This is a genomic window from Nonomuraea basaltis (assembly GCF_005893125.1).
GTDB classification, from domain to species: domain Bacteria; phylum Actinomycetota; class Actinomycetes; order Streptosporangiales; family Streptosporangiaceae; genus Nonomuraea; species Nonomuraea basaltis.
Genome location: NZ_VCJS01000208.1, coordinates 1 through 22352, shown reverse-complemented (window position 1 = coordinate 22352; position 22352 = coordinate 1). Strand labels below are relative to the sequence as shown.

Annotated in this window: 5 protein-coding genes and 1 pseudogene; 1 reads left to right on the top strand and 5 read right to left on the bottom strand. The window is 74.2% G+C overall.

Annotation, left to right across the window (positions count from 1 at the left end):
• From EJK15_RS75485 to EJK15_RS53890, 3 genes are all read right to left on the bottom strand, one after another.
• Positions 1-6533, bottom strand: a 6533-nt coding sequence (locus EJK15_RS75485; RefSeq protein WP_138718231.1) for a type I polyketide synthase, incomplete at its 3' end; no start/stop codon positions are given.
• 16 nt (positions 6534-6549) lie between these two features.
• Positions 6550-18492: a type I polyketide synthase gene (locus tag EJK15_RS53895; protein WP_138718230.1), complete on the bottom strand. Its 11943-nt coding sequence runs from the start codon at positions 18490-18492 to the stop codon at positions 6550-6552.
• Positions 18493-18607: 115 nt separating this feature from the next.
• Entirely contained in the window at positions 18608-20161 is a 1554-nt protein-coding gene (locus EJK15_RS53890; protein ID WP_138718229.1) for an AMP-binding protein, read from the bottom strand.
• Positions 20162-20204: 43 nt separating this feature from the next.
• Between EJK15_RS53890 and EJK15_RS53885 the strand changes: the two genes are divergently transcribed.
• Entirely contained in the window at positions 20205-20450 is a 246-nt protein-coding gene (locus EJK15_RS53885) for an acyl carrier protein (RefSeq protein ID WP_138718228.1), read from the top strand.
• 10 nt (positions 20451-20460) lie between these two features.
• Here the strand turns inward: EJK15_RS53885 and EJK15_RS53880 are convergent, their stop codons facing one another.
• Both EJK15_RS53880 and EJK15_RS53875 read right to left on the bottom strand, forming a co-directional pair.
• A complete protein-coding gene (locus tag EJK15_RS53880; RefSeq protein WP_206061677.1) occupies positions 20461-21465 on the bottom strand; it encodes an ACP S-malonyltransferase in 1005 nt (334 codons plus the stop codon).
• Positions 21466-21583: 118 nt separating this feature from the next.
• Positions 21584-22352 (bottom strand): annotated as a pseudogene (locus EJK15_RS53875) (methylaspartate mutase); the annotation flags it as partial.

The window sequence follows — 22352 nt, the reverse complement described above, 5'->3', positions numbered from 1 at the left end:
CCCAGTACCCCGGCCGCCAACCCTCCGACCGCCAACTCCCCGGACACCGACTCGCCAGAGGCCAACGCCCGCAACCCAGCCAGCAGACCCTCCCGATCCGCCACCGGCAGCACCGCCCGGTACTCCAGGGCGGCCCGGCGCGCCAGCCCGGCCGCCACCTCCACCGGACCAGCCGCATCATGCCCGATCACGAATTCGGCCAGCCGGGCGGCCTGCGCCCGCAACGCCGCCTCGCTCTTGGCCGACACCAGCATCGGAAGTACCGGAAGCGCGGCGGTGTCTTCTGTCTCGGTGGAGGCTGCGGCGGGGATGGCAGCTCGCCCTTGATTGGGGTCTCCATCGTCCCGCACCGCGCCGGCCGTGATCTCCGCTGACGGCACAACCGTGCCAGCGCCGACGGCCGACGGCTCCTCAACGGGCGGTTCTTCCAGGATGACGTGGGCGTTGGTGCCGGAGATGCCGAACGAGGACACTCCCGCCCGGCGCGGCCGGTCCGCAGCGTGCGGCCAGGGCTGGGGTTCGGTCAGCAGTTCCACCGCCCCGCCGGACCAGTCCACCTTGGAGGACGGCGCGTCGACGTGCAGCGTCTTGGGCAGCGTCCCGTGCCGCATCGCCAGGATCATCTTGATCACACCGGCCACCCCGGCCGCCGCCTGGGTATGCCCCAGATTCGACTTCACCGAGCCCAGCCACAACGGCGAGCGCCGGTCCTGGCCGTAAGTGGCCAGCAACGCCTGCGCCTCGATCGGATCGCCCAGCGCGGTGCCGGTGCCGTGTGCTTCGACCACGTCCACATCGCCGGGCGCGAGCCCAGCAGCGGCCAGCGCCTGAGCGATCACCCGCTCTTGGGAGGGGCCGTTCGGCGCGGTCAGCCCGTTGGAGGCGCCGTCCTGGTTGACCGCGCTGCCGCGCAGCACCGCCAGGACCCGATGCCCACGGCGGCGGGCGTCCGACAGCCGCTCCACCACCAGCACCCCGACACCCTCGCCCCAGCCGACCCCATCGGCCGCTTCGGCGAACGATTTGCACCGCCCGTCGGCGGACAGGCCCCGCTGCCGCGAAAACTCCACGAACGCATCCGGGGTGGCCATCACCGTCACCCCACCCGCCAGCGCCAGATCACACTCCCCCGCACGCAACGCCTGCGCCGCCAAATGCAACGCCACCAACGACGACGAACACGCCGTATCCACCGACACCGCCGGCCCCTCCAAGCCGAACGCGTACGCCACCCGCCCGGACACCACACTGCCCTGCGTTCCGGTGGCCACCAGGCCCTCGGCCTCCGGTGTGGCGACCGAGCCGGATCCGTAGTCGTTGGCCATCACTCCGGTGAACACCCCGGTCGGGGTGCCGCGCAGTTCGGATGGGTTGATGCCGGCGTGCTCCAGGGCCTCCCAGGAGGTTTCCAGGATGAGCCGCTGCTGGGGATCCATTGCCACCGCTTCGCGCGGACTGAGCGCGAAGAACTCCGGGTCGAAGTCGGCGGCACCGTTCAGGAATCCGCCGGTACGGACGTACGAGGTTCCCGGGTGGTCGGGGTCCGGATGGAACAACGATCCCAGGTTCCAGCCTCGGTCGGTGGGGAAGCCTATGATGCCATCGCGGTCGTCGATCAGGAGTTGCCACAGGTCTTCGGGGCTGGTGACCTGACCGGGGAAACGGCAGGCCATCCCGACAACAGCGATGAGATCACCAGCGGCATCACCGGCGGAGCCGCCGCGCGGGGCGGCCGGGGCCGGGCGACGGGCAGCTCCGCCGAACAGGGCGGTATCCAGATGCATCGCCAGCGCGCGCGGAGTGGGATGATCGAACACCAGGGCGGGGCGGAGCCGTAGCCCCGTCACCGCCTGCAGCCGGTTACGCAACTCCACCGCGGTCAGCGAGTCGAACCCGAACTCCTGGAAGGGCCGGTCGGCATCGATCGCCTGAGCGGAGTCGTGACCCAACGTGACCGCCGCCTGGCCACAGACCACATCCAGCAACCGCCGCTGCCGCTGCGGGGCCGACAGTTGCGCCAGCTCCGCCACCACCGGCTGCACCGCCCCAGCGGCTCCAGGGGTTCCGGTGGAATCGGCTGGGCCGGCTGCCCGGGCGGGGTCGGCGGTGGGGCGCGCGACCGGACCAGCCAGCTCGCGCAGCAGAGCCGGCAGATCGGCCCCCCGCCGGCCCAGCGCGGCCGGATCGAACCGGGCCGGCACCAGATACGGCCGACCGGCCTCCAAGCCGGCGTCCAACAGGGCCAGACCCTGACCCGCGGTCAACGCCACCAGCCCGGCCGCACGCATCCGCGCCTCATCCCGCGCGCCGATCCGCCCCGCCATGCCCCGCTCCTCGGCCCACGGCCCCCACGCCAGCGAGACCGCCGGCAGACCAGCCGCCGCCCGCCCCACAGCCAACGCATCGACGAAGGCATTCGCAGCCGCGTAGTTGCCCTGCCCGGCCCCATCCACCACCCCGGCCAGCGAGGAGAACACCACGAACCGGGCCACACCACCATCCCGGGTCAGCTCGTCCAGATGCCAGGCCGCGTCCACCTTGGGCCGCAGCACCGCCTCCACCTGCCCGGCCGACAACGACGTGATCACCCCGTCATCCACCACCCCTGCCGCATGCACCACAGCACGCAACGGCCACGCCTCACCGATCCCCTCCAACAGCACCGCCAGCGCGTCCCGATCAGCCACGTCGCAGGCGGCCACCACAACCTCGGCACCCTGTTCCGTCAGCTCATCACACAGCTCAGCCGCCCCCGGGGCGTCCAGGCCCCGGCGCGAGACCAGCAGCAAATGCCGCACGCCGTGCTCGGCCACCAAATGCCGCGCCACCAAAGCACCCAGCCCGCCGGTGCCACCGGTGATCAGCGTGGTCCCATCCACCGGCCAAGCCGCCACCGGCTCCTCACCTGCATCCACACCATCCACCCGGCCAGCCCCGCCAGGCGAAGAGGAGGCTCCACCATCCGGGTCGGGGGATGCGACGTGCGTCATCCGGGAGGCCCACAGCCGGCCGCCGCGCACCGCCACCTCCGGCTCACCACAAGCCAGCGCGGCACCCACACCGCCCGCAAGGCGGTCCCCACCGCCGACGGTGAGGACCGGCACGGCACTCGCCGAAGCCCGCTCCGGACCGAGGGCCACCTGCGCGCCCTCCAGCGAACCGTCGTCTGAGTCCAGCGAACCGTCGTCCGGGTCAAGGTCGACCAGCGTGATCCGGCCGGGTTCCTCCGACTGAGCAGCCCGCACCAGCCCCCACACCGCCGCCTGCACCGGATCCGGAACCTCGCCGTCGGCCACGGCCACCGCGCCCCGGGTCACCACCACTGCCGGCCGCGGGTCCGCTTCGGTCAACCAGCCATGCAAGCCGGCCAGGACGGTACGCAGAGCGCTCCGGACTCGATCGAGCACATCAGCAGCGCCCTGGGCTCCGTCAGCACCGTCTGTGGAATCGATGATGAGTGTGTCGCCGGTGGCCACCGCACTGAGGGGTGCGGACGTCGGCCCCAACTGCCGCCACGCCACTTCGAACACGGAAGGACGGTCGGTGACGGCGGCTCCACCCGATTGCGAGCGCCCCGGGGGGAACAGCCAGTAATGCCGCCGCTGGAAGGGGTAGGTGGGCAGGTCCAGATGGCCGATGCGAGCGCCGGCCGGTCCAGCTGGTGCGGTGGCCCAGGCCGGCCAGGCGGTCCAGTCCACGCCGGTGCCACAGGTCCAGGCCTGGCCCAGTCCGGCGACCAGTTGGGCGGTCTCGTCCCGATCACGCCGCAGCAACGCCACCACCGAGGCAGGCTCTGGGCCGCTGTCGGCACTGCGGGCGTCGGCGTGTTCGTGGTCGGCGTCGTCGTGGTGGGCGAGGGTCTGTTCGATCATGGGGGTCAGCTGGGCGTCCGGACCGGCCTCCAGGAAACAGCCGACTCCGAGCCCGCGCAGGGCGGTGACAGTGTCAGCGAACCGCACCGGCCGGTGCACATGCTCCACCCAGTAGCCGGGCTCGGTGATCTGCGGCCCGGCCAGCCGACCGCTCACCCCCGACACCAGCGCCACGGTCGGCGGGTGGAACACAAGCGAAGCCGCCACCTCCCCGAACTCGGCCAGCATCGGCTCCATCAAAGGGGAGTGGAACGCGTGCGACACCCGCAACTGGCGGGTCCGATAACCGTGCTGCCGCGCCCACTCGACGACCTGGGCGACCTGGTCGGACGCGCCGGAGACCACCACCGAACCGGGCGCGTTCACCGCCGCCACCGAGATCTCGCCACGCCCGGCCAGCACCGGCGCGAGTTCCTCTTCGCCGCAGCCGATCGCCGCCATCGCACCCCCAGCGGGCAGTGCCTGCATCAACCGGCCGCGAGCGGCCACCAACCGGCACGCATCCGCCAGCTCCAGCACCCCGGCCACATGCGCCGCGGTGATCTCACCCAGCGAATGCCCGGCCACAAAGTCGGGCCGGACCCCCAGCGACTCCAGCAGCCGGTACAACGCCGTCTCCACCGCGAACAACCCGGCCTGCGCGAACACCGTCTGATCCAGCACCCCACCCACAGCAGAACCAGACCCAGCAGCCTCAGAACCACCGGTCTGGCTGGCCTCGCCGAGGATGATCTCCCGCAAGCCCACACCACCGGCCAGCCCGGTCACCACACCCGCAGCATCGGCGGCTGTGAGCTCGGCCTCCAGCAACGCACACGCCTCATCGAAAGCGCGGGCGAACACCGGGAAAGCCGCATACAACTCCCGGCCCATCCCCGGCCGCTGAGCACCCTGACCGGAAAACAACACCGCCACCCGGCCCGGCCGCACCCGACCCACCACCGAGGACGACCCCAGCACCCCGGCCGCCAACCCTCCGACCGCCAACTCCCCAGTCGCCGACTCGCCAGAGGCCAGCGCCCGCAACCCAGCCAGCAGACCCTCCCGATCCGCCGCCGGCAGCACCGCCCGATGCTCCAGGGCGGCCCTTCGGATCAACTCGACGGCCACATCGAGCACGTCGGCCTCGTCGTGCTCGGTCATGAACCCGGCCAGCCGGTCGGCCTGCGCCCGCAGCGCCACCTCGCTCTTGGCCGACACCACCACAGGCACCGGTGCGGCTCTGTCTTCCGTTCCGGCCGAAACGGGCGATCCCTCCCCGGCCGGCGGCGGCTCCTCAACGGGCGGCTCTTCCAGGATCACATGAGCGTTGGTGCCGCTGAAGCCGAACGACGACACCCCCGCCCGGCGCGGCCGGCCCTCGGTCCGCGGCCACTGCCGGGCCTCGGTCAGCAGCTCCACCGCGCCGCAGGACCAGTTCACCTTGGAGGACGGGGCGTCCACGTGCAGCGTCTTGGGCAACAACCCGTGCCGCATCGCCATGACCATCTTGATCACACCGGCCACCCCGGCCGCCGCCTGGGTATGCCCCAGATTCGACTTCACCGACCCCAGCCACAACGGCGACCGCCGCCCCCGGCCATACGTGGCCAGCAACGCCTGCGCCTCGATCGGATCGCCCAGCGCCGTCCCCGTACCGTGTGCTTCGACCACGTCCACATCCGCGGCCACCACGCCGGCGGCCGCCAGCGCCTGCAAGATCACCCGCTCTTGGGAGGGGCCGTTCGGCGCGGTCAGGCCGTTGGAGGCGCCGTCCTGGTTGATCGCGGTGCCGCGTACCACCGCCAGGACCCTGTGCCCGTGGCGGCGGGCGTCCGAGAGCCGCTCCACCACCAGCACCCCGACACCCTCGCCCCAGGCGGTGCCGTCCGCGGCGTCGGCGAACGCCTTCACCCGGCTGTCCGGGGCCAGCCCTCGCTGCCGGGCGAACTCGGTGAACGTCTCCGGCGTGGCCATCACCGTCACCCCGCCGACCAGCGCCAGGTCACACTCCCCTGTACGCAACGCCTGCGCCGCCAAATGCAACGCCACCAGCGACGACGAACACGCCGTGTCCACCGACACCGCCGGCCCTTCCAAGCCGAACGCGTACGCCACCCGCCCGGACACCACACTGCCGTGCGATCCGGTGCTGAGCAGGCCCTCGGCCTCGGGCACGTCCCGGCCGTAACCGATCGCGTAGTCCGGAGCCATCACCCCGACATAGACCCCGGTGCGGCTGCGCCGCAGCCCGGACGGGTCGACGCCGGCGTGCTCCAGGGCCTCCCAGGAGGTTTCCAGGATGAGCCGCTGCTGCGGGTCGGTGGCGGTGGCCTCGCGCGGGCTCATCCCGAAGAAGTCGGCGTCGAACCCGCCGGAGCCTTGCAGGAATCCGCCGCGGTTGACGTAGCTGGTCCCGGGGCGGGTCAGCTCCGGGTCGTAGAGCGCGTCCACATCCCAGCCCCGGTCGGTGGGGAAGCCGGAGATGCCCTCCCGCCCCGCGGCCACCAGGGTCCACAGCTCCTCCGGGGTGGCCACCCCGCCCGGGTACCGGCAGGCCATGCCGACGATCGCGATCGGCTCCCTGGCCCGTTCCGTCACATCGCGGAGCTGCCGCCGGGTCTCCTGGAGATCCGCGGTGGCCCTGCGCAGGTAGTCACGCAGCCGGTCGTCGCCCGACATGAGTCATCTCCCCCGTTCAGGACGTCCCGTCCGGGCCGCCCAGCTCGCTGTCCAGCACCGCGAACAGCTCCTCGTCGGTCGCCGCGGCGAGATCCCGCGCCGGCTCGCGCGAGGCTCCGTTGCCGTCGGCACGGCGGTGCGCCTCCCGCCACCGGCGGGCCAGCGCCTCCAGCCGGGCCGCCACCGCCTCCACATCGGCCTGCCCGGGCGGAGCCTCGGCGAGCGGCTCGGCCATCGTGGCCTCCAGTCGTTCGAGTTCGTCGAGTACGGCGCGCGCCGGGTCGGCGTGCTCCGGGTCGAGTTCCTCGAGGAGGAACGTCACCAGTGCCTCCGGGTTGGGGTGGTCGAAGACCAGCGTCGCCGGGAGGCGCAGCCCGGCGGCGGCGGCCAGCCGGTTCCGCAGCTCCACCGCGGTCAGCGAGTCGAAGCCCAGCTCGGCGAAGGCCCGCTCCGCCGCGATCGCGTCGACGCCGGCGTGCCCGAGCACCGCGGCCACGTGCGAGCGGACCAGGTCGAGGAGGATGCGGCGCTGTTCGGCCGGGAGCAGCCCCGTCAGCCTTTCGGTCAGCGACTCCTCCGTCGTGGGCGTGTCGGCCGCGGCCCGTCGCCGCGCCGGCGCGGCCACCAGGCCACGCAGTACCGGCGGCACGGGGTGGCCGGACAGCGCGTCCGTGTCCACGTCCGCGGCGAGCACCACTGGGGCGTCCCCGGAGACGGCGGCGTCGAAGCGGCGCAGTCCGGTCTCGGTGTCGAGTTCGCGCAGCCCGGTCGCGGCCAGCCGCGCCGAGTCGCCCGTGCCCACGTGGGCGGTCATCGCGCTGCGTTCCGCCCACAGCCCCCAGGCCAGCGAGTGCCCGGGCAGGCCGAGATGGCGCCGATGCTGGGCGAGCGCGTCCAGGAAGGCGTTCCCGGCGGCGTAGTTGCCCTGCCCGGGCGAGCCGAGCAGCCCGGCGGCCGAGGAGAACAGGACGAACAGGGCGAGGTCGTACCCTCGGGTCAGGTCGTGGAGGTGCCAGGCGCTGTCGGCCTTGGGACGCAGCACCGCGGCGAGCCGGTCGGGGGTGAGCGAGGCGATCGTGGCGTCGTCGAGGACGCCGGCCGCGTGCACCACCCCGGTCAGCGGATGCGCCGCCGGGATGCCGTCGAGCAGCGCGGCGAGGGCGTCCCGGTCGGCCACGTCGCAGGACTCGACCCGGGTCGAGGCGCCCAGCTCGGCCAGCTCGTCGCGGAGCTCGGCGGCGCCGGGTGCGTCGGCGCCGCGGCGGGTGACCAGCAGCAGGTGCCGCGCGCCGTACCGGGTCACCAGGTGGCGGGCGACGTGCCCGGCGAGGACGCCGGTGCCGCCGGTGATCAGGACGGTGCCGTCCGGGTCGAGCTCCCGCGGCACGGTCAGCGCGAGCTTGCCGACGTGGCGTGCCTGCTGGAGGTGCCGGAAGGCGTCCCTGGCGCGCCGGGCGTCCCAGACGGTGACGGGGGCCGGCCGCAGCACGTCGTGTTCGTACAGCCGCAGGACCTCGGCGAGGATCTCCTGGACCCGCTCCGGGGTGCCCGCCGGGTGCTCGGTGCGCGACTGGGCCACCATGTCGTACGCCTGGTAGACGACGCCCGGGTGGGTGCCGGCCACCTCTTCCGCCCGCCGGATGTCGGTCTTGCCCATCTCCAGGAAGTGGCCGCCGCGGGGCAGCAGCTCCAGCGAGGCGTCGACGAACTCCCTGGCCAGCGAGTTGAGCACCACGTCCATCCCCGCGCCGCCGGTGGCGGCCAGGAACTTCTCCCGGAAGCCGAGGTCTCTGGAGGAGGCCAGGTGGGCCTCGTCCAGGCCGAGCGCGTGCAGCACGGGCCACTTGGCGGGCGACGCGGTCGCGTAGACCTCCGCGCCCAGGTGCCGGGCGAGCTGGATCGCGGCCATGCCGACTCCGCCCGCGCCCGCGTGCACCAGCACCCGATCCCCCGGACCCACGCCGGCCAGGTCGACCAGGCCGTAGTAGGCGGTGAGATTGACGATCGGCAGCACCGCGGCCGCGGTGAACGACCAGTTGTCCGGGATCGGGACGAGCAGCCGCCGGTCGGTGATCGCCACGGTGCCGGCGCCGCCGTCGACCAGGCCGGTCACCCGGTCGCCCGGCCGCAGGTCGGTGACGGCGGAGCCGACCTCCAGCACCACCCCGGCGGCCTCGCCGATCAGGCCGTCGTCCTCCTCCGTGATCATGTCGAGGGCGACCACCAGATCGTGGAAGTTGATCCCGGCGACGCGGGGCGCCAGCCGTACCTCGGTGGGCGCCAGCGGGCGGGTCGCCTCCGGCGCCGGCAGCAGCGCGAGGTTGGACAGCGTGCCCTTGCCGGTGGTGGCCAGCCGCCACGGCCCGGCCGGGGGGACGAGCGCGTCGGCGTCCCGCACCAGCCGCGGCGCGTGAACCGTGCCGGCGCGCAGGGCCAGCTCCGGTTCGCCCGCTTCGATCGCTGCCCGTACCGCCGCCCACGGCGGGTCTTGCCCGTCGGTGTCGAGCAGGACGAACCGGTCGGGATGTTCCGCCTGCGCGGCACGCACCAGGCCGGTGGCCGCCGCGTGTGCGGGATCGGCGTCCTCTCCTGGGACGACCGCCGCCGCGTGCCGTACCACCACGGCCAGCCGGGCGCCGTCCGGCCGGTCGCCGGACAGCCACTCGCGCAGCGCGTCCAGGGTGGCCCGGGTGGCCGCGTGAGCGGCGGCGGCCGGGTCCTCGCCACCGTCGCGGGGCACGTGGAACACCTCGAGGCCCGGGGTCGCGGCACCGGCGGGCTCCTCCCGGTGCGTGGCGGCGAGGTGTGCCGTCGCCGCGTCTGCCCGCGGTTCGGCCGCGCCGTTGACCGATCCCGCGCCGTTGGCGAGCGGCTCCGCCACCGGGGGCAGCGAGGCCACCGGGGGCAGCGGCGTCCAGGTGAGTCGCGGTGGCTGAACGTTCGCCGCCGCCGCGTGAGCCAGCTCCCCGTCGGTCACCGGGCGCACCACCACGGCGTCCACCGAGGCCATCGGGGTCCCCCCGGGGTCGGCCAGCTCGATGGCGAAGCGGTCCGTCGTCCCCGGGCCCGAACCGTCCCGCCCGCGGTCGAGCTCGTCGGTGCCGGGCCGGTCGGCGACGCCGCGCAGCCGTACCCGTGCCGCGGTGGCGCCCGTGGTGCGCAGCCGTACGCCGCGCCAGGTGAACGGCAGCCGGGGCGCGCCGGAGGCATCGCCGTCGAGGAGCCCGGCGGTGTGCAGCGCGGCGTCCAGCAGCGCCGGGTGGATCCCGAACCGGTCCGCCTCGCCGGCGACCGGCTCGGCCAAAGCGACCTCGGCGAAGATTTCGTCGCCGCGGCGCCAGGCACGGCGCAGCCCCCGGAACGCCGGCCCGTAGCCGTACCCGCCGGCGGCGAGGGTCTCGTACAGCTCCCCGATGTCCAGCTGCCGCGCGTCTCCCGGCGGCCAGGCCGGGCCGGGCGGCTGCGGGGCGGGCGGTTCCGCGCCGGCGGCCGTCGCCAGGGTGCCGGTGGCGTGCCGGGTCCACGCGGGGGTCGCCGCGGCGCCGACCGTGTCCGCCGACGCCGGCGCGGCGTACACGGAGATCTGCCGGTGGCCGTCCTCGGCGGCGCCGACCACCACGCGCACCCGGGTCGCGCCGTCGTCGGGCAGCACCAGCGGGCGTTCCAGGATCAGCTCCTCCAGCATGTCGCAGCCGGCCCTGTCGGCGGCGTGCAACGCCATCTCCACCAACGCGGCGCCGGGTACCACGATCCGGTCGGCCACCCGGTGGTCGGCGAGCCACGGCTGACCCGCGATGGACAGCCGGCCGGAGAAGACCAGCCCGTCACCGTCCGGCTCGTCCAGCACCGCGGCGAGCAGCGGATGGTCGGCGGAGTCCAGGCCGGCGGCGCTCAGCCCGGCCGGTCCACCCGGGGTGGCCGGCTTCCAGTACCTGTCGTGCTGGAAAGGGTAGGTGGGCAGTTCCACGCGCCGCCGCGCGATCGGCAGGACCTTCGGCCAGTCCACCGGCACTCCGCGCAGCCACGCCTCGGCCAGCGCCGTCGTGAACCGGCCGCCCTCGTCACGGCGGAGCGTGCCCAGCGCGGCCACGTCCACGCCGTCCGCGGCGGCGGTCTCCTCGATGGCCGGAGTGAGCATCGGATGGGGGCTCATCTCCAGGAACACCCGGCGGCCCCGGGCCAGCAGCGCCCGGGTGGTCTCCGCGAACCGCACGGTCCGCCGCAGGTTCGTGTACCAGTACTCGGCGTCGAGCCCGGCGGTGTCCAGCTCGGCCGCGACCACTGTGGAGTAGAAGGGCACGCGGGCGGTCTGCGGGCGCAGCCCCGCCAGTTCGCGCAGCAGCGGTTCGCGCAGCACTTCCACCTGCGCGCCGTGCGAGGCGTAGTCCACGGCCAGCCGCTTGACGCGGGTGCCGTCCGCCCGCAGCCGGGCCTCCAGCGCGTCCAGCGCCGCGGCGTCGCCGGCCAGCGCCACCGAGCCGGGCCCGTTCACCACGGCCACCGACACCGCGTCGCCGTACTCGGCGAGCACCTCGGTCATCCGTTCGGCGGGCAGCGCCACCGACATCATGCCGCCGTTCCTGCCGGACAGGCGCTCGGCGACCGCGCGGGCACGCGTCACCACCACCCGCGCCCCGTCGGCCAGTGACAGCGCCCCGGCCACACAGGCGGCGGCGATCTCTCCCTGCGAGTGGCCGACCACCGCGGCCGGCTCGACCCCGGCCGCGCGCCAGGTCTCCGCCAGCGCCACCATGACCGCCCAGAGCACCGGCTGGACCACGTCGACCCGGTCGAGCATCCGGGCGTCGCGCAGCGCCTCGCGTACCCGCCAGTCCACCAGCGCCTCGATCTCCGCGGCGCAGCGCTCCAGGGCCTCGGCGAACGCGGGCGAGGAGTCCAGCAGCTCGATCGCCATGCCGGGCCACTGGCCGCCCTGCCCGGGGAAGACGAACACCGGCTGGTCGGCGCCGTCGTGCACGAGACCTCGGACGAGCTCCGCGGCCTGCTCGCCGGCGGCCAGCGCGCGCAGCCCGGCCACCGCGGTCTCCCGGGTCTCGCCCAGTACGGCCGCGCGCCGTGGCAGGCCGGCCCTTCGGGTCAGCTCGACGGCCACATCCAGCAGATCGGCCTCGTCGTGCTCGGTCATGAGCCCGGCCAGCCGGTCGGCCTGCGCCCGCAGCGCCGCCTCGCTCTTGGCCGACACCAGCATCGGCAGTACGGGAGGCATGGCGGTGTCCTCACCGGCCACGATCTCCGCCGACGGCTCCTCAACGGGCGGCTCTTCCAAGATGACGTGGGCGTTGGTGCCGGAGATGCCGAACGACGACACTCCCGCCCGGCGCGGCCGGTCCGCAGCGTGCGGCCAGGGCTGGGGTTCGGTCAGCAGCTCCACCGCCCCGCCGGACCAGTCCACCTTCGACGACGGCGCGTCCACGTGCAACGTCCTGGGCAACAGCCCATGCCGCATCGCCAGGATCATCTTGATCACACCGGCCACCCCGGCCGCCGCCTGAGTATGTCCCAGATTCGACTTCACCGACCCCAGCCACAACGGCGACCGCCGGTCCTGACCATAGGCGGCCAGCAACGCCTGCGCCTCGATCGGATCGCCCAGCGCCGTGCCGGTGCCGTGCGCTTCGACCACGTCCACCTGTGCGGGGCCGATTCCCGCCGAGGCCAGCGCCGCCTCGATCACCCGCTCCTGCGAGGGGCCATTCGGCGCGGTCAGCCCGTTCGAGGCACCGTCCTGGTTCACCGCCGAGCCGCGCAGCACCGCCAGCACCCGATGCCCACGACGCCGGGCATCCGACAACCGCTCCACCACCAGCACGCCCACACCCTCGCCCCAGCCGACTCCGTCAGCCGCCTCGGCGAACGACTTGCACCTCCCATCAGCGGCCAGCCCTCGCTGCCGCGAGAACTCCACGAACGCCCCCGGGGTGGCCATCACCGTCACCCCGCCGGCCAGCGCCAGGTCGCATTCGCCGCGCCGCAGCGCGTCCGCGGCCAGATGCAGCGCCACCAGCGAGGACGAGCAGGCGGTGTCCACGGAGAGCGCGGGGCCGCGCAGGCCGAGGGTGTAGGAGACGCGCCCGGAGACCGTGGCGCCGCCGGCGCCGGCGGGCACGTAGTCGTGGTACATCACCCCGGCGAAAACCCCGGCGCTGGTCTCCCCCAGCGACGTCGGGTCGATCCCGGCCCGCTCCAGCGCGTCCCAGGACACCTCCAGGAACTGCCGCTCCTGTGGGTCCATCTCCGCCGCCTCGCGCGGGCTGATCCCGAAGAAGTCGGGGTCGAAGTCGGCGGCGCCGTACAGGAAGGCGGCCTCCCTCGCGTACGAGGTCCCCTCGTGCCCGGGCTCCGGGTGGAACAGCGACCCGAGGTCCCAGCCGCGGTCGGCGGGGAACTCGCCCACCGCGTCCCCGCCCTCGGTCAACAGCCGCCAGAGGTCTTCCGGGGAGTCCACGCCGCCCGGGTACCGGCAGGCGAGCCCCACGATCGCGATGGGGTCGGCCGCGGCGGGGGGCGCCGTCCGGGCCGCTGGCGCCGGCTCCGGCTTCCCTCCGGACCGGTCCGCCAGGAAGGCCGCCAGCGCGGTCACCGTCGGGTGGTCGAAGACCAGCGTCGCCGGCAGCGCCACGCCGACCCGCCGGCCCAGCCGGTTGCGCAGCTCCACTCCGGACAGCGAGTCGAAGCCCAGCTCCTGGAAGGCCCGGTCCACCGGCACCGACTCGGCCGCGTCGTACCCCAGCACGCCGGCGGCCTCCGCGCGGACCACGCCCAGCAGCAGCTCCCGCCGCTCCGCCGGGGACAGCCGGTCCAGCCGGTCGGTGAGCGAGCCCGACCCGGCCGCGGCGGCACGGGCCGACCGGCGGCCGGCCAGCGCGCGCAGCACCGGAGGCGGCTCCGCGTCCCGGCCGCGCAGCGCGGCGAGGTCCAGCCGGCAGGCCACTGGCGCGGGGTGCCCCGCGGCCAGCGCCGCGTCGAACAGGGCCAGCCCCTCCGCGGCGGTGAGCGGTCGCATCCCGGAGGCGGCCAGACGGGCGGCCTGACGGCCGTCCAGCCGGCCGGCCATGCCGCGTTCCGCCTCCCACGCCCCCCAGGCCACCGAGATCGCCGGGAGCCCGGCGGCGGCCCGCCGTACGGCGAGCGCGTCCAGCGCGGCGTTGGCCGCCGCGTAGTTGCCCTGTCCGGCGGCGTCCATCAGCCCGGTCGTCGAGGAGAACAGCACGAACGCCCGCAGGTCGCGGTCGCGGGTCAGCTCGTGCAGGTGCCATGCGCCGTCCACCTTGGGCCGCAGCACCCGCGCCACCCGCTCCTCGTCGAGCGCCGGGATGGTGCCGTCGGCCAGCACTCCGGCCGCGTGCACCACGGCGGCGAGGGGACGCTGGGGCGGGACCTCGTCCAGGAGCGCGGCGAGCGCGGCGCGGTCGGCCACGTCGCAGGCGGCCACCGTCACCTCGGCGCCCAGCCCGGTCAGCTCGTCGCGCAGCTCGGCCGCGCCAGGTGCGTCGAGGCCGCGGCGACTGGTCAGCACCAGGTGCCGCACCCCGTGCTCGGTGACCAGGTGCCGGGCCAGCAGGGCGCCCAGGCCGCCGGTCCCCCCGGTGATCAGCGTGGTGCCCTCGGCCGGCCAGGCCACACCGGCGTCATTCTCGGCTCGTCGTACGGCGGGGCGGCCGGCGGAATTCCCGGCGTCGAGGTGGGTCAGCCGGGGCACCCAGAGCCGGCCGGCGCGAACGGCCGCCTCGGGCTCTCCGGCGCGCAACGAGGCCGCGGCGGCCTCGTCGATCACAGCGCGGTCCGGGTCCAGCTCGGGGTCCAAATCGACCAGGACGATCCGTCCCTGGCTCTCTTCCCTGGCGGCCCGGGCCAGCCCCCAGACTGCCGCCTGCGCCACGTCCGGCGCCGCGCCGCCGATCGCGACCGCGCCCCTGGTCGCGATCACAAGTGTGTCCTCGGCGGAGGGCTCGGCGGCCAGCCAGCGCCGCACGCGCTCCAACGTGGCCGCCACGCCGTGCCGTACCCGCTCCGGCGGGGATGTGGCCGCCGCGGTGTCATCTCGGGCAGCGATGTCATCCCAGGCGGCCACGTGCACCTCGGCCGCCGCGATGGCGTCCCGCGCGGCCGGCCCCTCCGCCGCGCCGTTGTCCGGCGCGGCGTCGTCCAGCGCGGCCAGCGGCCGCCACTCCACCTCGTAAAGCGGGCGCGTCGCCGGAAGGTCGGCGGCGAGCGGGCGGGACTCGAGCGATGTCACAGTGGCCAGAGGGCGGCCCGTCGCGTCGGCCAGGTCCAGCCGTACGGCTCCCGCCCCGGCGGTGTCGTCCGGGCGCAGCCGTACCCGTGCCGCGGCGGCGCCGGTGGCGTGCAGCTCGACCCCGCGCCAGGCGAACGGAACCACCGGACGCCCGTGCTCGTGCCCGGCCCCGTCGGCCGGTCGGCCCCCGGTCGTCTCCGCGTCCACCTCGGGCAGCAGGCCCACCCGCAGTGCGGCATCCAGCAGCGCGGGGTGCGCGCCGTATCCGGTGGACTCCACCCCCTCCGGCAGCGCCACCTCGGCGTAGAACTCGTCACCGCGTCGCCAGGCGGCGCGCACCGCGCGAAACGCCGGGCCGTACTCATAGCCGCGCTCGGCCAGCCGGTCGTCGAGCCCGTCGACGTCCACGGGCCGCGCGTCCGGGGGCGGCCACGCGGTGAGGCCGGCGCCGTCGGCCGTGGCGGGCGCCAGGGTGCCCTGGGCGTGCCGGATCCAGCCTTCCCCTGCCGTCGAGTGGATCTCCAAGGCGCGGCGGCCCCGATCGTCCGGCGCCCCCACGGCGACCTGTACGGCTACGCCGCCCGCGTCCCCGGTGTCCCCCTCCCGGGCCCCCGCGGCGGGGATGACCAGCGGGGTCTCCAGGACGAGCTCGTCCAGCCGACCGCAGTCCACCTCGTCGCCGGCGCGGATCGCCAACTCCACGAAGCCGGTCCCGGGAAAGATCACGGTGCCGTTCATCGTGTGGTCGGCCAGCCAGGGCTGGGTACGAGGGGATAGCTGCCCGGTGAGGGTGACAGCGCCGTCCGGGTGGGTCACCGCGGCGGCGAGCAGCGGGTGCTCAACAGGCGCCTGGCCGACCGCCGACACGTCCCCCGCCCGGTGCGCCTCCAGCCAGAACCGGCGCCGCTGGAACGGGTAGGTGGGCAGGCCGACGGGACGGGGCGGGGTCTCACGGTCGGCGAACCAGGCGGCCCAGTCCACGGTCACGCCCCCGGCCCAGGCCGCGCCGAGTGCGGCGCCGAAGTGAGCCGCCTCGTCGCGGTCGCGGCGCAGCAGCGGCACCGCCAGGCCCGCGTGGCCGCCGTCGGCGAGAATTTCCTCGACCATGGGGGTGAGCTGCGCGTCCGGGCCGACCTCCAGGAAGCGGGTGACCCCGCGTCGCCGCATGACGTGGACGCCGTCTGCGAACCGCACCGGCCGCCGCACGTGATCCACCCAGTACCCGGCCCGGGTGATCTCCTCGCCGGCCAGGTCGCCCGAGACGTTGGACACCAGCGGCAGCTCCGGACGCCGCAGCGTCAACCCCGCCACGACCTCCCCGAACTCGGCCAGCATCGGCTCCATCAGCGGCGAGTGGAACGCGTGCGACACCCGCAGCGGCCGGGTCCGGTACCCGTGCTGCCGCGCCCACTCGACGACCTGCTCCACCTGGTCGGATGCGCCGGAGACCACCACCGAACCGGGCGCGTTGACCGCCGCCACCGCCACCTGGTCGTAGCCGGCCAGCACCGGCGCGAGTTCCTCTTCGCCGCAGCCGATCGCCGCCATCGCGCCCCCAGAGGGCAGCGCCTGCATCAACCGGCCACGAGCGGCCACCAACCGGCACGCATCCGCCAACTCCAGCACCCCGGCCACATGCGCCGCAGTGATCTCCCCGATCGAGTGACCGGCCACAAAGTCGGGCCGGACCCCGAACGATTCCAGCAGCCGGTACAGCGCCGTCTCCACCGCGAACAGCCCGGCCTGCGCGAACACCGTCTGGTCCAGGGCGGCGGCCGTCTCGTCGGCCTGGGATGCGGGCGCCAGCACCTCACGCAGGCCGAGCCCGGGCGACCCGCCGGAGACGCCGGCCAGTTCGGCCGTCAAGAGCTCGGCCGCCTCGTCGAAGGCCTGCGCGAACACGCCGAAGCGCGCGTACAAGCCGCGGCCCATGCCGAGCCGTTGCGCGCCCTGTCCGGAGAACACCAGGCCCAGCCGCCCGGCCCGGGCCGCCTCGACGGTTACGCCTGGCGGCGGTTCGCCCGCGGCCAGGCCGCGCAGCGCGGCGAGCAGGCCGTCCCGGTCGTCGGCCACCAGCGCGGCCCGATGCGCCAGCGCCGCCCGCCGGGTCAACGCCCACGCCACGCCCGCCATCGCGGCGTCGGCGCCGCGCCCGGCGAGGAAACCGGCCAGCCGGTCGGCTTGCGCGCGCAACGCCGCCTCGGACTTGGCCGACACCACCACCGGCATCACCGGGGACGCCGCGGGAGGCGCGGCCGTGCGGTCAGGGGGTGAGGACTCTGCCGGGACGGCCTCGTCCGGCGCCTCCTCGATGATGATGTGGGCGTTGGTGCCGCTGACCCCGAACGCGGAGACACCGGCGCGGCGCGGGTGGCCGTCCCGCGTCCATGGCCGGGATTCGGTCAGCAGCTCCACAGCGCCGACGGACCAGTCCACTTCCCGGCTCGGCGCATCCACGTGCAGCGTCTTCGGGAGCGTGCGGTGCCGCATCGCCAGCACCATCTTGATGACCCCGGCGGCGCCGGACGCCGCCTGGGCGTGGCCGATGTTCGACTTCACCGACCCCAGCCACACCGGTCGGTCGCGGCCCTGCCCGTAGGTCGCCAGCAGCGCCTGCGCCTCGATGGGATCGCCCAGCCCGGTCCCGGATCCGTGCCCCTCCACGACGTCGACGTCCGATGGCGACAGCCCCGCCGCGGCCAGCGCGGCGCCGATCACCCGCTCCTGGGACGGACCGTTCGGCGCGGTCAGGCCGCTGCTGGCGCCGTCCTGGTTCACGGCGGAGCCGCGGATCACGGCCAGCACGGGGTGCCCGTGCCGCTGCGCGTCGGAGAGCCGTTCCAGCAGCAGCAGGCCGACCCCTTCGCCCCAGCCGACCCCGTCCGCGGCCGCGGCGAACGACTTGCAGCGGCCGTCCGGGGAGAGCACGCCCTGCCGTCCGGAGTCGACGAACAGCTCCGTGGTGGACAACACGGTGGCGCCGCCGGCCAGCGCCAGCTCGCACTCGCCGCCGCGCAGCGCCTGCGCCGCCAGGTGCAGCGCCACCAGCGACGACGAACATGCGGTGTCCACGGTGACCGCGGGCCCCTCGAAGCCGTACAGGTAGGAGATCCGCCCGGACGCCACGCTGCGGTGGCTGCCGTGCGCGATGAATCCCTGCACGCCGCGGGGCACCCGGTCGCTACGCGAGCCGTAGTCGCCGTACATCACTCCGACGAACACCCCGGTACGGCTGCCGCGCAGCGCCGTCGGGTCGATCCCGGCGCGTTCCACCGCCTCCCAGGTGGTCTCCAGCAGCAGCCGCTGCTGCGGGTCCATGGCGGTGGCCTCGTTGGGGCCGATGCCGAAGAACTCCGGCTCGAAGTCGGCCACATCGCGGAGGAAGCCGCCCTCGCGGGCATAGGTCTTGCCTGGTTTGCCGCGCTCCGGGTCGTAGATCGCGTCGATGTCCCAGCCGCGGTCGGCGGGCATGGGCGTGACCGCGTCCATCTCGTCGGTGAGCAACCGCCACAGGTCCTCGGGTGCGGTCACCCCGCCCGGGTACCGGCAGGCCATGCCGACGATCGCGATCGGCGCCCCGCCGTCCGGGCCGACGCCCAGCTCGCGCAGGCGATCCTCGGCGGCACGCAACCGCCGCCGAGACTCCCGCAGATCGGCGGTCGCTCTTTTCAGGTAATTGACAAGTTTCTCTTCGTTGTCCATTACCAACCTAGGAATATTAGGAGCGTTGAGCTCGCCAGGCTTGATGGTTCCCACCCTTTCGGTGCCGCCACCAAGCTACGAAACGTTCGGAGTCCGACTAACCCCTAAGCGCCCCCTAAAAACAATTGTTGTCGGCGCGTAGCAGTTCGCCGGCGCGCGCGGTGAGCGCCTTTCGGTCCACCTTGCGGTTGGCGTTGAGCGGAAGTTCGTCGAGGTGGTGATATCGCTTGGGCACCATGCCGTGCGGCAGCGTACGGCGCAGCCGGTTGGCCAGCTCGACCGGCGGACGCGCCTCGCCGGTGTAGAACACCACAAGCTCCGTGCCGGCCGCGCCGTCGACCCCCACCGCGGCCGCCTCGGCCACCCCGTCGCCGGCGGCCAGCAGCGCGTGCTCGATCTCCGCCAGTTCCACCCGCCAGCCCTGCACCTGCACCTGGGCGTCGCGCCGGCCCAGGTAGCACAGCTCGTCCCCGGGGAGCCGCCGCACCCGGTCGCCGGTGCGGTACCAGGTGTGCCCCGCGTGCTCCAGGAAGCGGCCCGCGCCGTCCTCCGGATCCAGGTACCCGGGGGTGAGCTGCGGCCCGGTGACGCACAGCTCCCCCTCCGCCTCCTCGGTCAACCGGCCGTCCTCGGTGACGAGCAGGACCTGGTGTCCGGGGTGCACGGCGCCGATCGGCACGACGCCGTTGGCCGCGAGCTTCGCGGAGCGTTCCGGCGACCAGCGATGACCCGTGATCGTCACGGTCAGCTCGGTCGGCCCGTACAGGTTCTCCACCGTGGAGTACGGCGCCGCGCGGGTCCAGTCCTCGACGTCCTGGCAGCGCAGCGCCTCTCCGGCGAAGAAGCTCCACCGCAGGCCTGGCAGTGTGCCCGGCCGTAGGGCGCCGAGCCGGCGGGCCAGGCTGATGCCGCTGGGCGTGGAGAACCACACGGTCACCCGGTGACGCTCTAGGAAGGCGGGCAGGTCGGCGTGGCCGCGCGGGGGCACCGGCACCGCTGGGGCACCCGCGCCCCAGGCACAGAACAGGTCGAAGATCCCGCAGTCGAAGGTCAGGTCGAAGGTCTGCGAGAAGGCGTCGTCGGGGCCGAAGTCGTAGCGTCCGTCCAGCACGCCGAAGTAGTGGTGCAGGTTGCCGTGGGTGAGCACAACGCCCTTGGGCCGGCCGGTCGAGCCGGAGGTGAACAGAATGTAGGCGGGGGCCTCGGGCGGCACCGCGCGCGGTTCGGCCGGCGCGTGCGCGGCCGCCACCGGAATCCCCCCTTCGCCGCCGCCCCGGGGCAGCAACGCGGCCCCGCGGTAACCGCGATCCCGCAGCTCGGGCAGCAGGCCGGCGCCGCGCGCATCGGCGATCACGGCGGTGACGCCGGCCGCCGCCACCATCCGCGCCGTCCGGTCGGGCGGGAAGTCGACGTGCAGCGGCACCACCGTCGCCCCGGCGTACAGCGCCGCGAGCACCCCGGCGTAGGCCGTGGTCCCCTTCTCCGCGAGCACCCCTATCGGGCCCGTGACGCCGCTGTGGAGCAGCGACCCGGCCCAGATGAGGGCGAGCTCGTGCAACTCCTCAAAGGTGACCGTGCGGTCGCCGAGGCGCAGCGCCGCACCGCGCGGCGCGGCGGCCAGTCCGCCCAGAAATCGCCCGTGGAGGTTCCGGTGAATATCTTCGCCCATTTTCTTCTCCCCCAGCGCGAGTTATTGAGGCATAATTCAGGCCATGTGGGACAAACAGTTTGAGGCGCTGCTGCGGCACCGCCTTCCCTTGCTGTCTTCCGGCGACGAACTCACTGCGGACACCAATCTCCGGGAATTCGGCTTGGATTCCATGGGCGCGGTGGAACTGTTGAGCGCGCTGGAAGCCGACTACGCCGTACAGTTCGACGAGGAGGCGCTCGTCCTGGACACCTTCACCACCCCGGGGGCCTTGTGGGCGGCGCTCAGCGCGGCCCGTCCAGCCCTCTGAGGCCGCCGGGTCACCCCGCTGCCGAGCCACGCTCCACACCAAATTCTCCGCCGCGCGATGAGCGGGGCTCGGCATCGCGAGCCGCGCCGACGAGAATCGGCCGCTTCGGGCCGACCGGCACCACCTCGAAGTGCCGTGTGGTGGCCGGCACCCGGCCGAACAGGGCGTCCGGCCCGGCCACGCAGACCGTGCGCACTCCCCGGGCACGCAGCGCCTCGACCGTCCCCGGCCAGTGCATCCGCCGGACGAAGCCGTCCAGGAGCAGGTTCCGCACCTGTTCCCCGGTGGTCAGCAACGACCCGTCGTGGTCGGAGATCACCGGCAGCCGAGGCTCGGCGAACTCCAACTCGTCCAGGACCTCCTTCTCCGCGCGTTCCCGCAGCCGGGCGAAGGCCGGGGAGTGCATCGGCGGCCGCATCGTGTACAGCGACAGCCCGCCGGCGGCGCGGATCCCCTTCTCCAGCCCCGGCAGATCGTCCGCCGACAGCGTGACCATGAAGAAGTCCCTGTCCACGCGGCAGGCCACGTCCGCCACGCGGCCCCGCGCGGTCAGCTTGCCGAGCATCTCCTCCGCCACCTCTGGATCCACCCGGACGAACGAGTGGGTGACCAGGCTCCGGTGTTCCCGGCTGAAGTAGTCCGCCGCGCACCGGGCCAGCCGGGCGGTCATCCACACCGCGTCGGCGAAACGCAGCGAGCCCACATAGGCGGCGGCCGCCTTACCCCCGAAGCTCGGCCCGGTGCACAGCCCCGGGCGGGCGGGCAGCGCCTCACGCTCCGCCCACTCGGCCAGAGCCAGGCAGGTGACCAGGAAGGCCACCTGGGCGTACTCGGAGTAGTCGCCGTCCGCGCGGCGGAACCGGTCCAGCACCGGGTAGCCGAGCGCCTCGTCGGCCTCGGCGAACAGCCGCCACGCCAGCGGCACCTCGGTGGCGAACCGCTCGATGTCGGCGAACCCGGTCGGCCCCATCCCTGGAAAAACCATCGCGATCTCGTGGCTCGATGCGTTATCCACCAGGGCACGCTAACCGCGGCCGCCCGGCCGGCCCCACCCCTAGTACCCCTCATCGTGATCCGGCCGGCCCCCACCATCCGCGCTCGCCCCGGCGATCGCGTGCTCCATGCCCGGGCACTCACTCCTGGCCGTCGTGCCTGCGCTGGACGTAGTGGAGCGCGTCCAGCAGTTCGGCCGAGCCGACCGGGCGGGAGCGGCGCCGCGCCACCAGCCCGTCCAGCGGCAGCGCGCCGACGTCCGCCCAGCGCAGCGCCCCGTCGCCGTCGATGTGGCTGCGCGCCGCCCCCCGGTTGTCCGGGTGCACGCAGTAGGGGATGTCCAGGTAACCCAGCTTGAACGCGCGCAACAGCGCCCGGCCCACGTCCGGGTGCAGCTCCAGCGTGGCCTCGACCAGCCGCCGCGCCTCGGCGTACACCTGCGAGTCGGTACGGCTCGGCGGCGGCGCGACCGGCCGCGCCGCGCGCGCCGCCGTACCGGCCAGCTCCAGCGCGGCCACGTTCTCCTCGATCGTGGGGATGCGCTGGGACTCCGCCTCGGTCTTGACGATGAGCCGCTCCGCTCCGGTGCGCACGGCCAGCTCGGCGGCGGCGGCCAGCAGCGACGCGGCGCCACGCGGGGTCTCGGGGTAGACGCCCATGTATGCGTAGACGACCACGTGCCAGCGGACGCCGGCGAGGAACTCCCCGGCCAGCGCGCGCAACGCGAGCACCGCCTCGATGTCCTGCTCCGGGCTGGTCTGCTGGGCGTAGCTCAGCGAGATGTCACGCAGGCCGTGGGCCTGGAAGAACAGCCCCTCCAGGACGCTGAGCGCGACGAGTTGGCCGGGCGGGCAGAGCTGGCCCAGCACGCAGCCGCCGAAGGTCTCCAGGTGCGGTTCCCTCCCCGCC

Bases quoted from the DNA above. Each gene is read 5' to 3' on its own strand.
- EJK15_RS53885 (WP_138718228.1), top strand. From the start codon at position 20,205: ATGTGGGACAAACAGTTTGAGGCGCTGCTGCGGCACCGCCTTCCCTTG.
- EJK15_RS53895 (WP_138718230.1), bottom strand. From the start codon at position 18,492: ATGGACAACGAAGAGAAACTTGTCAATTACCTGAAAAGAGCGACCGCC.
- EJK15_RS53890 (WP_138718229.1), bottom strand. From the start codon at position 20,161: ATGGGCGAAGATATTCACCGGAACCTCCACGGGCGATTTCTGGGCGGA.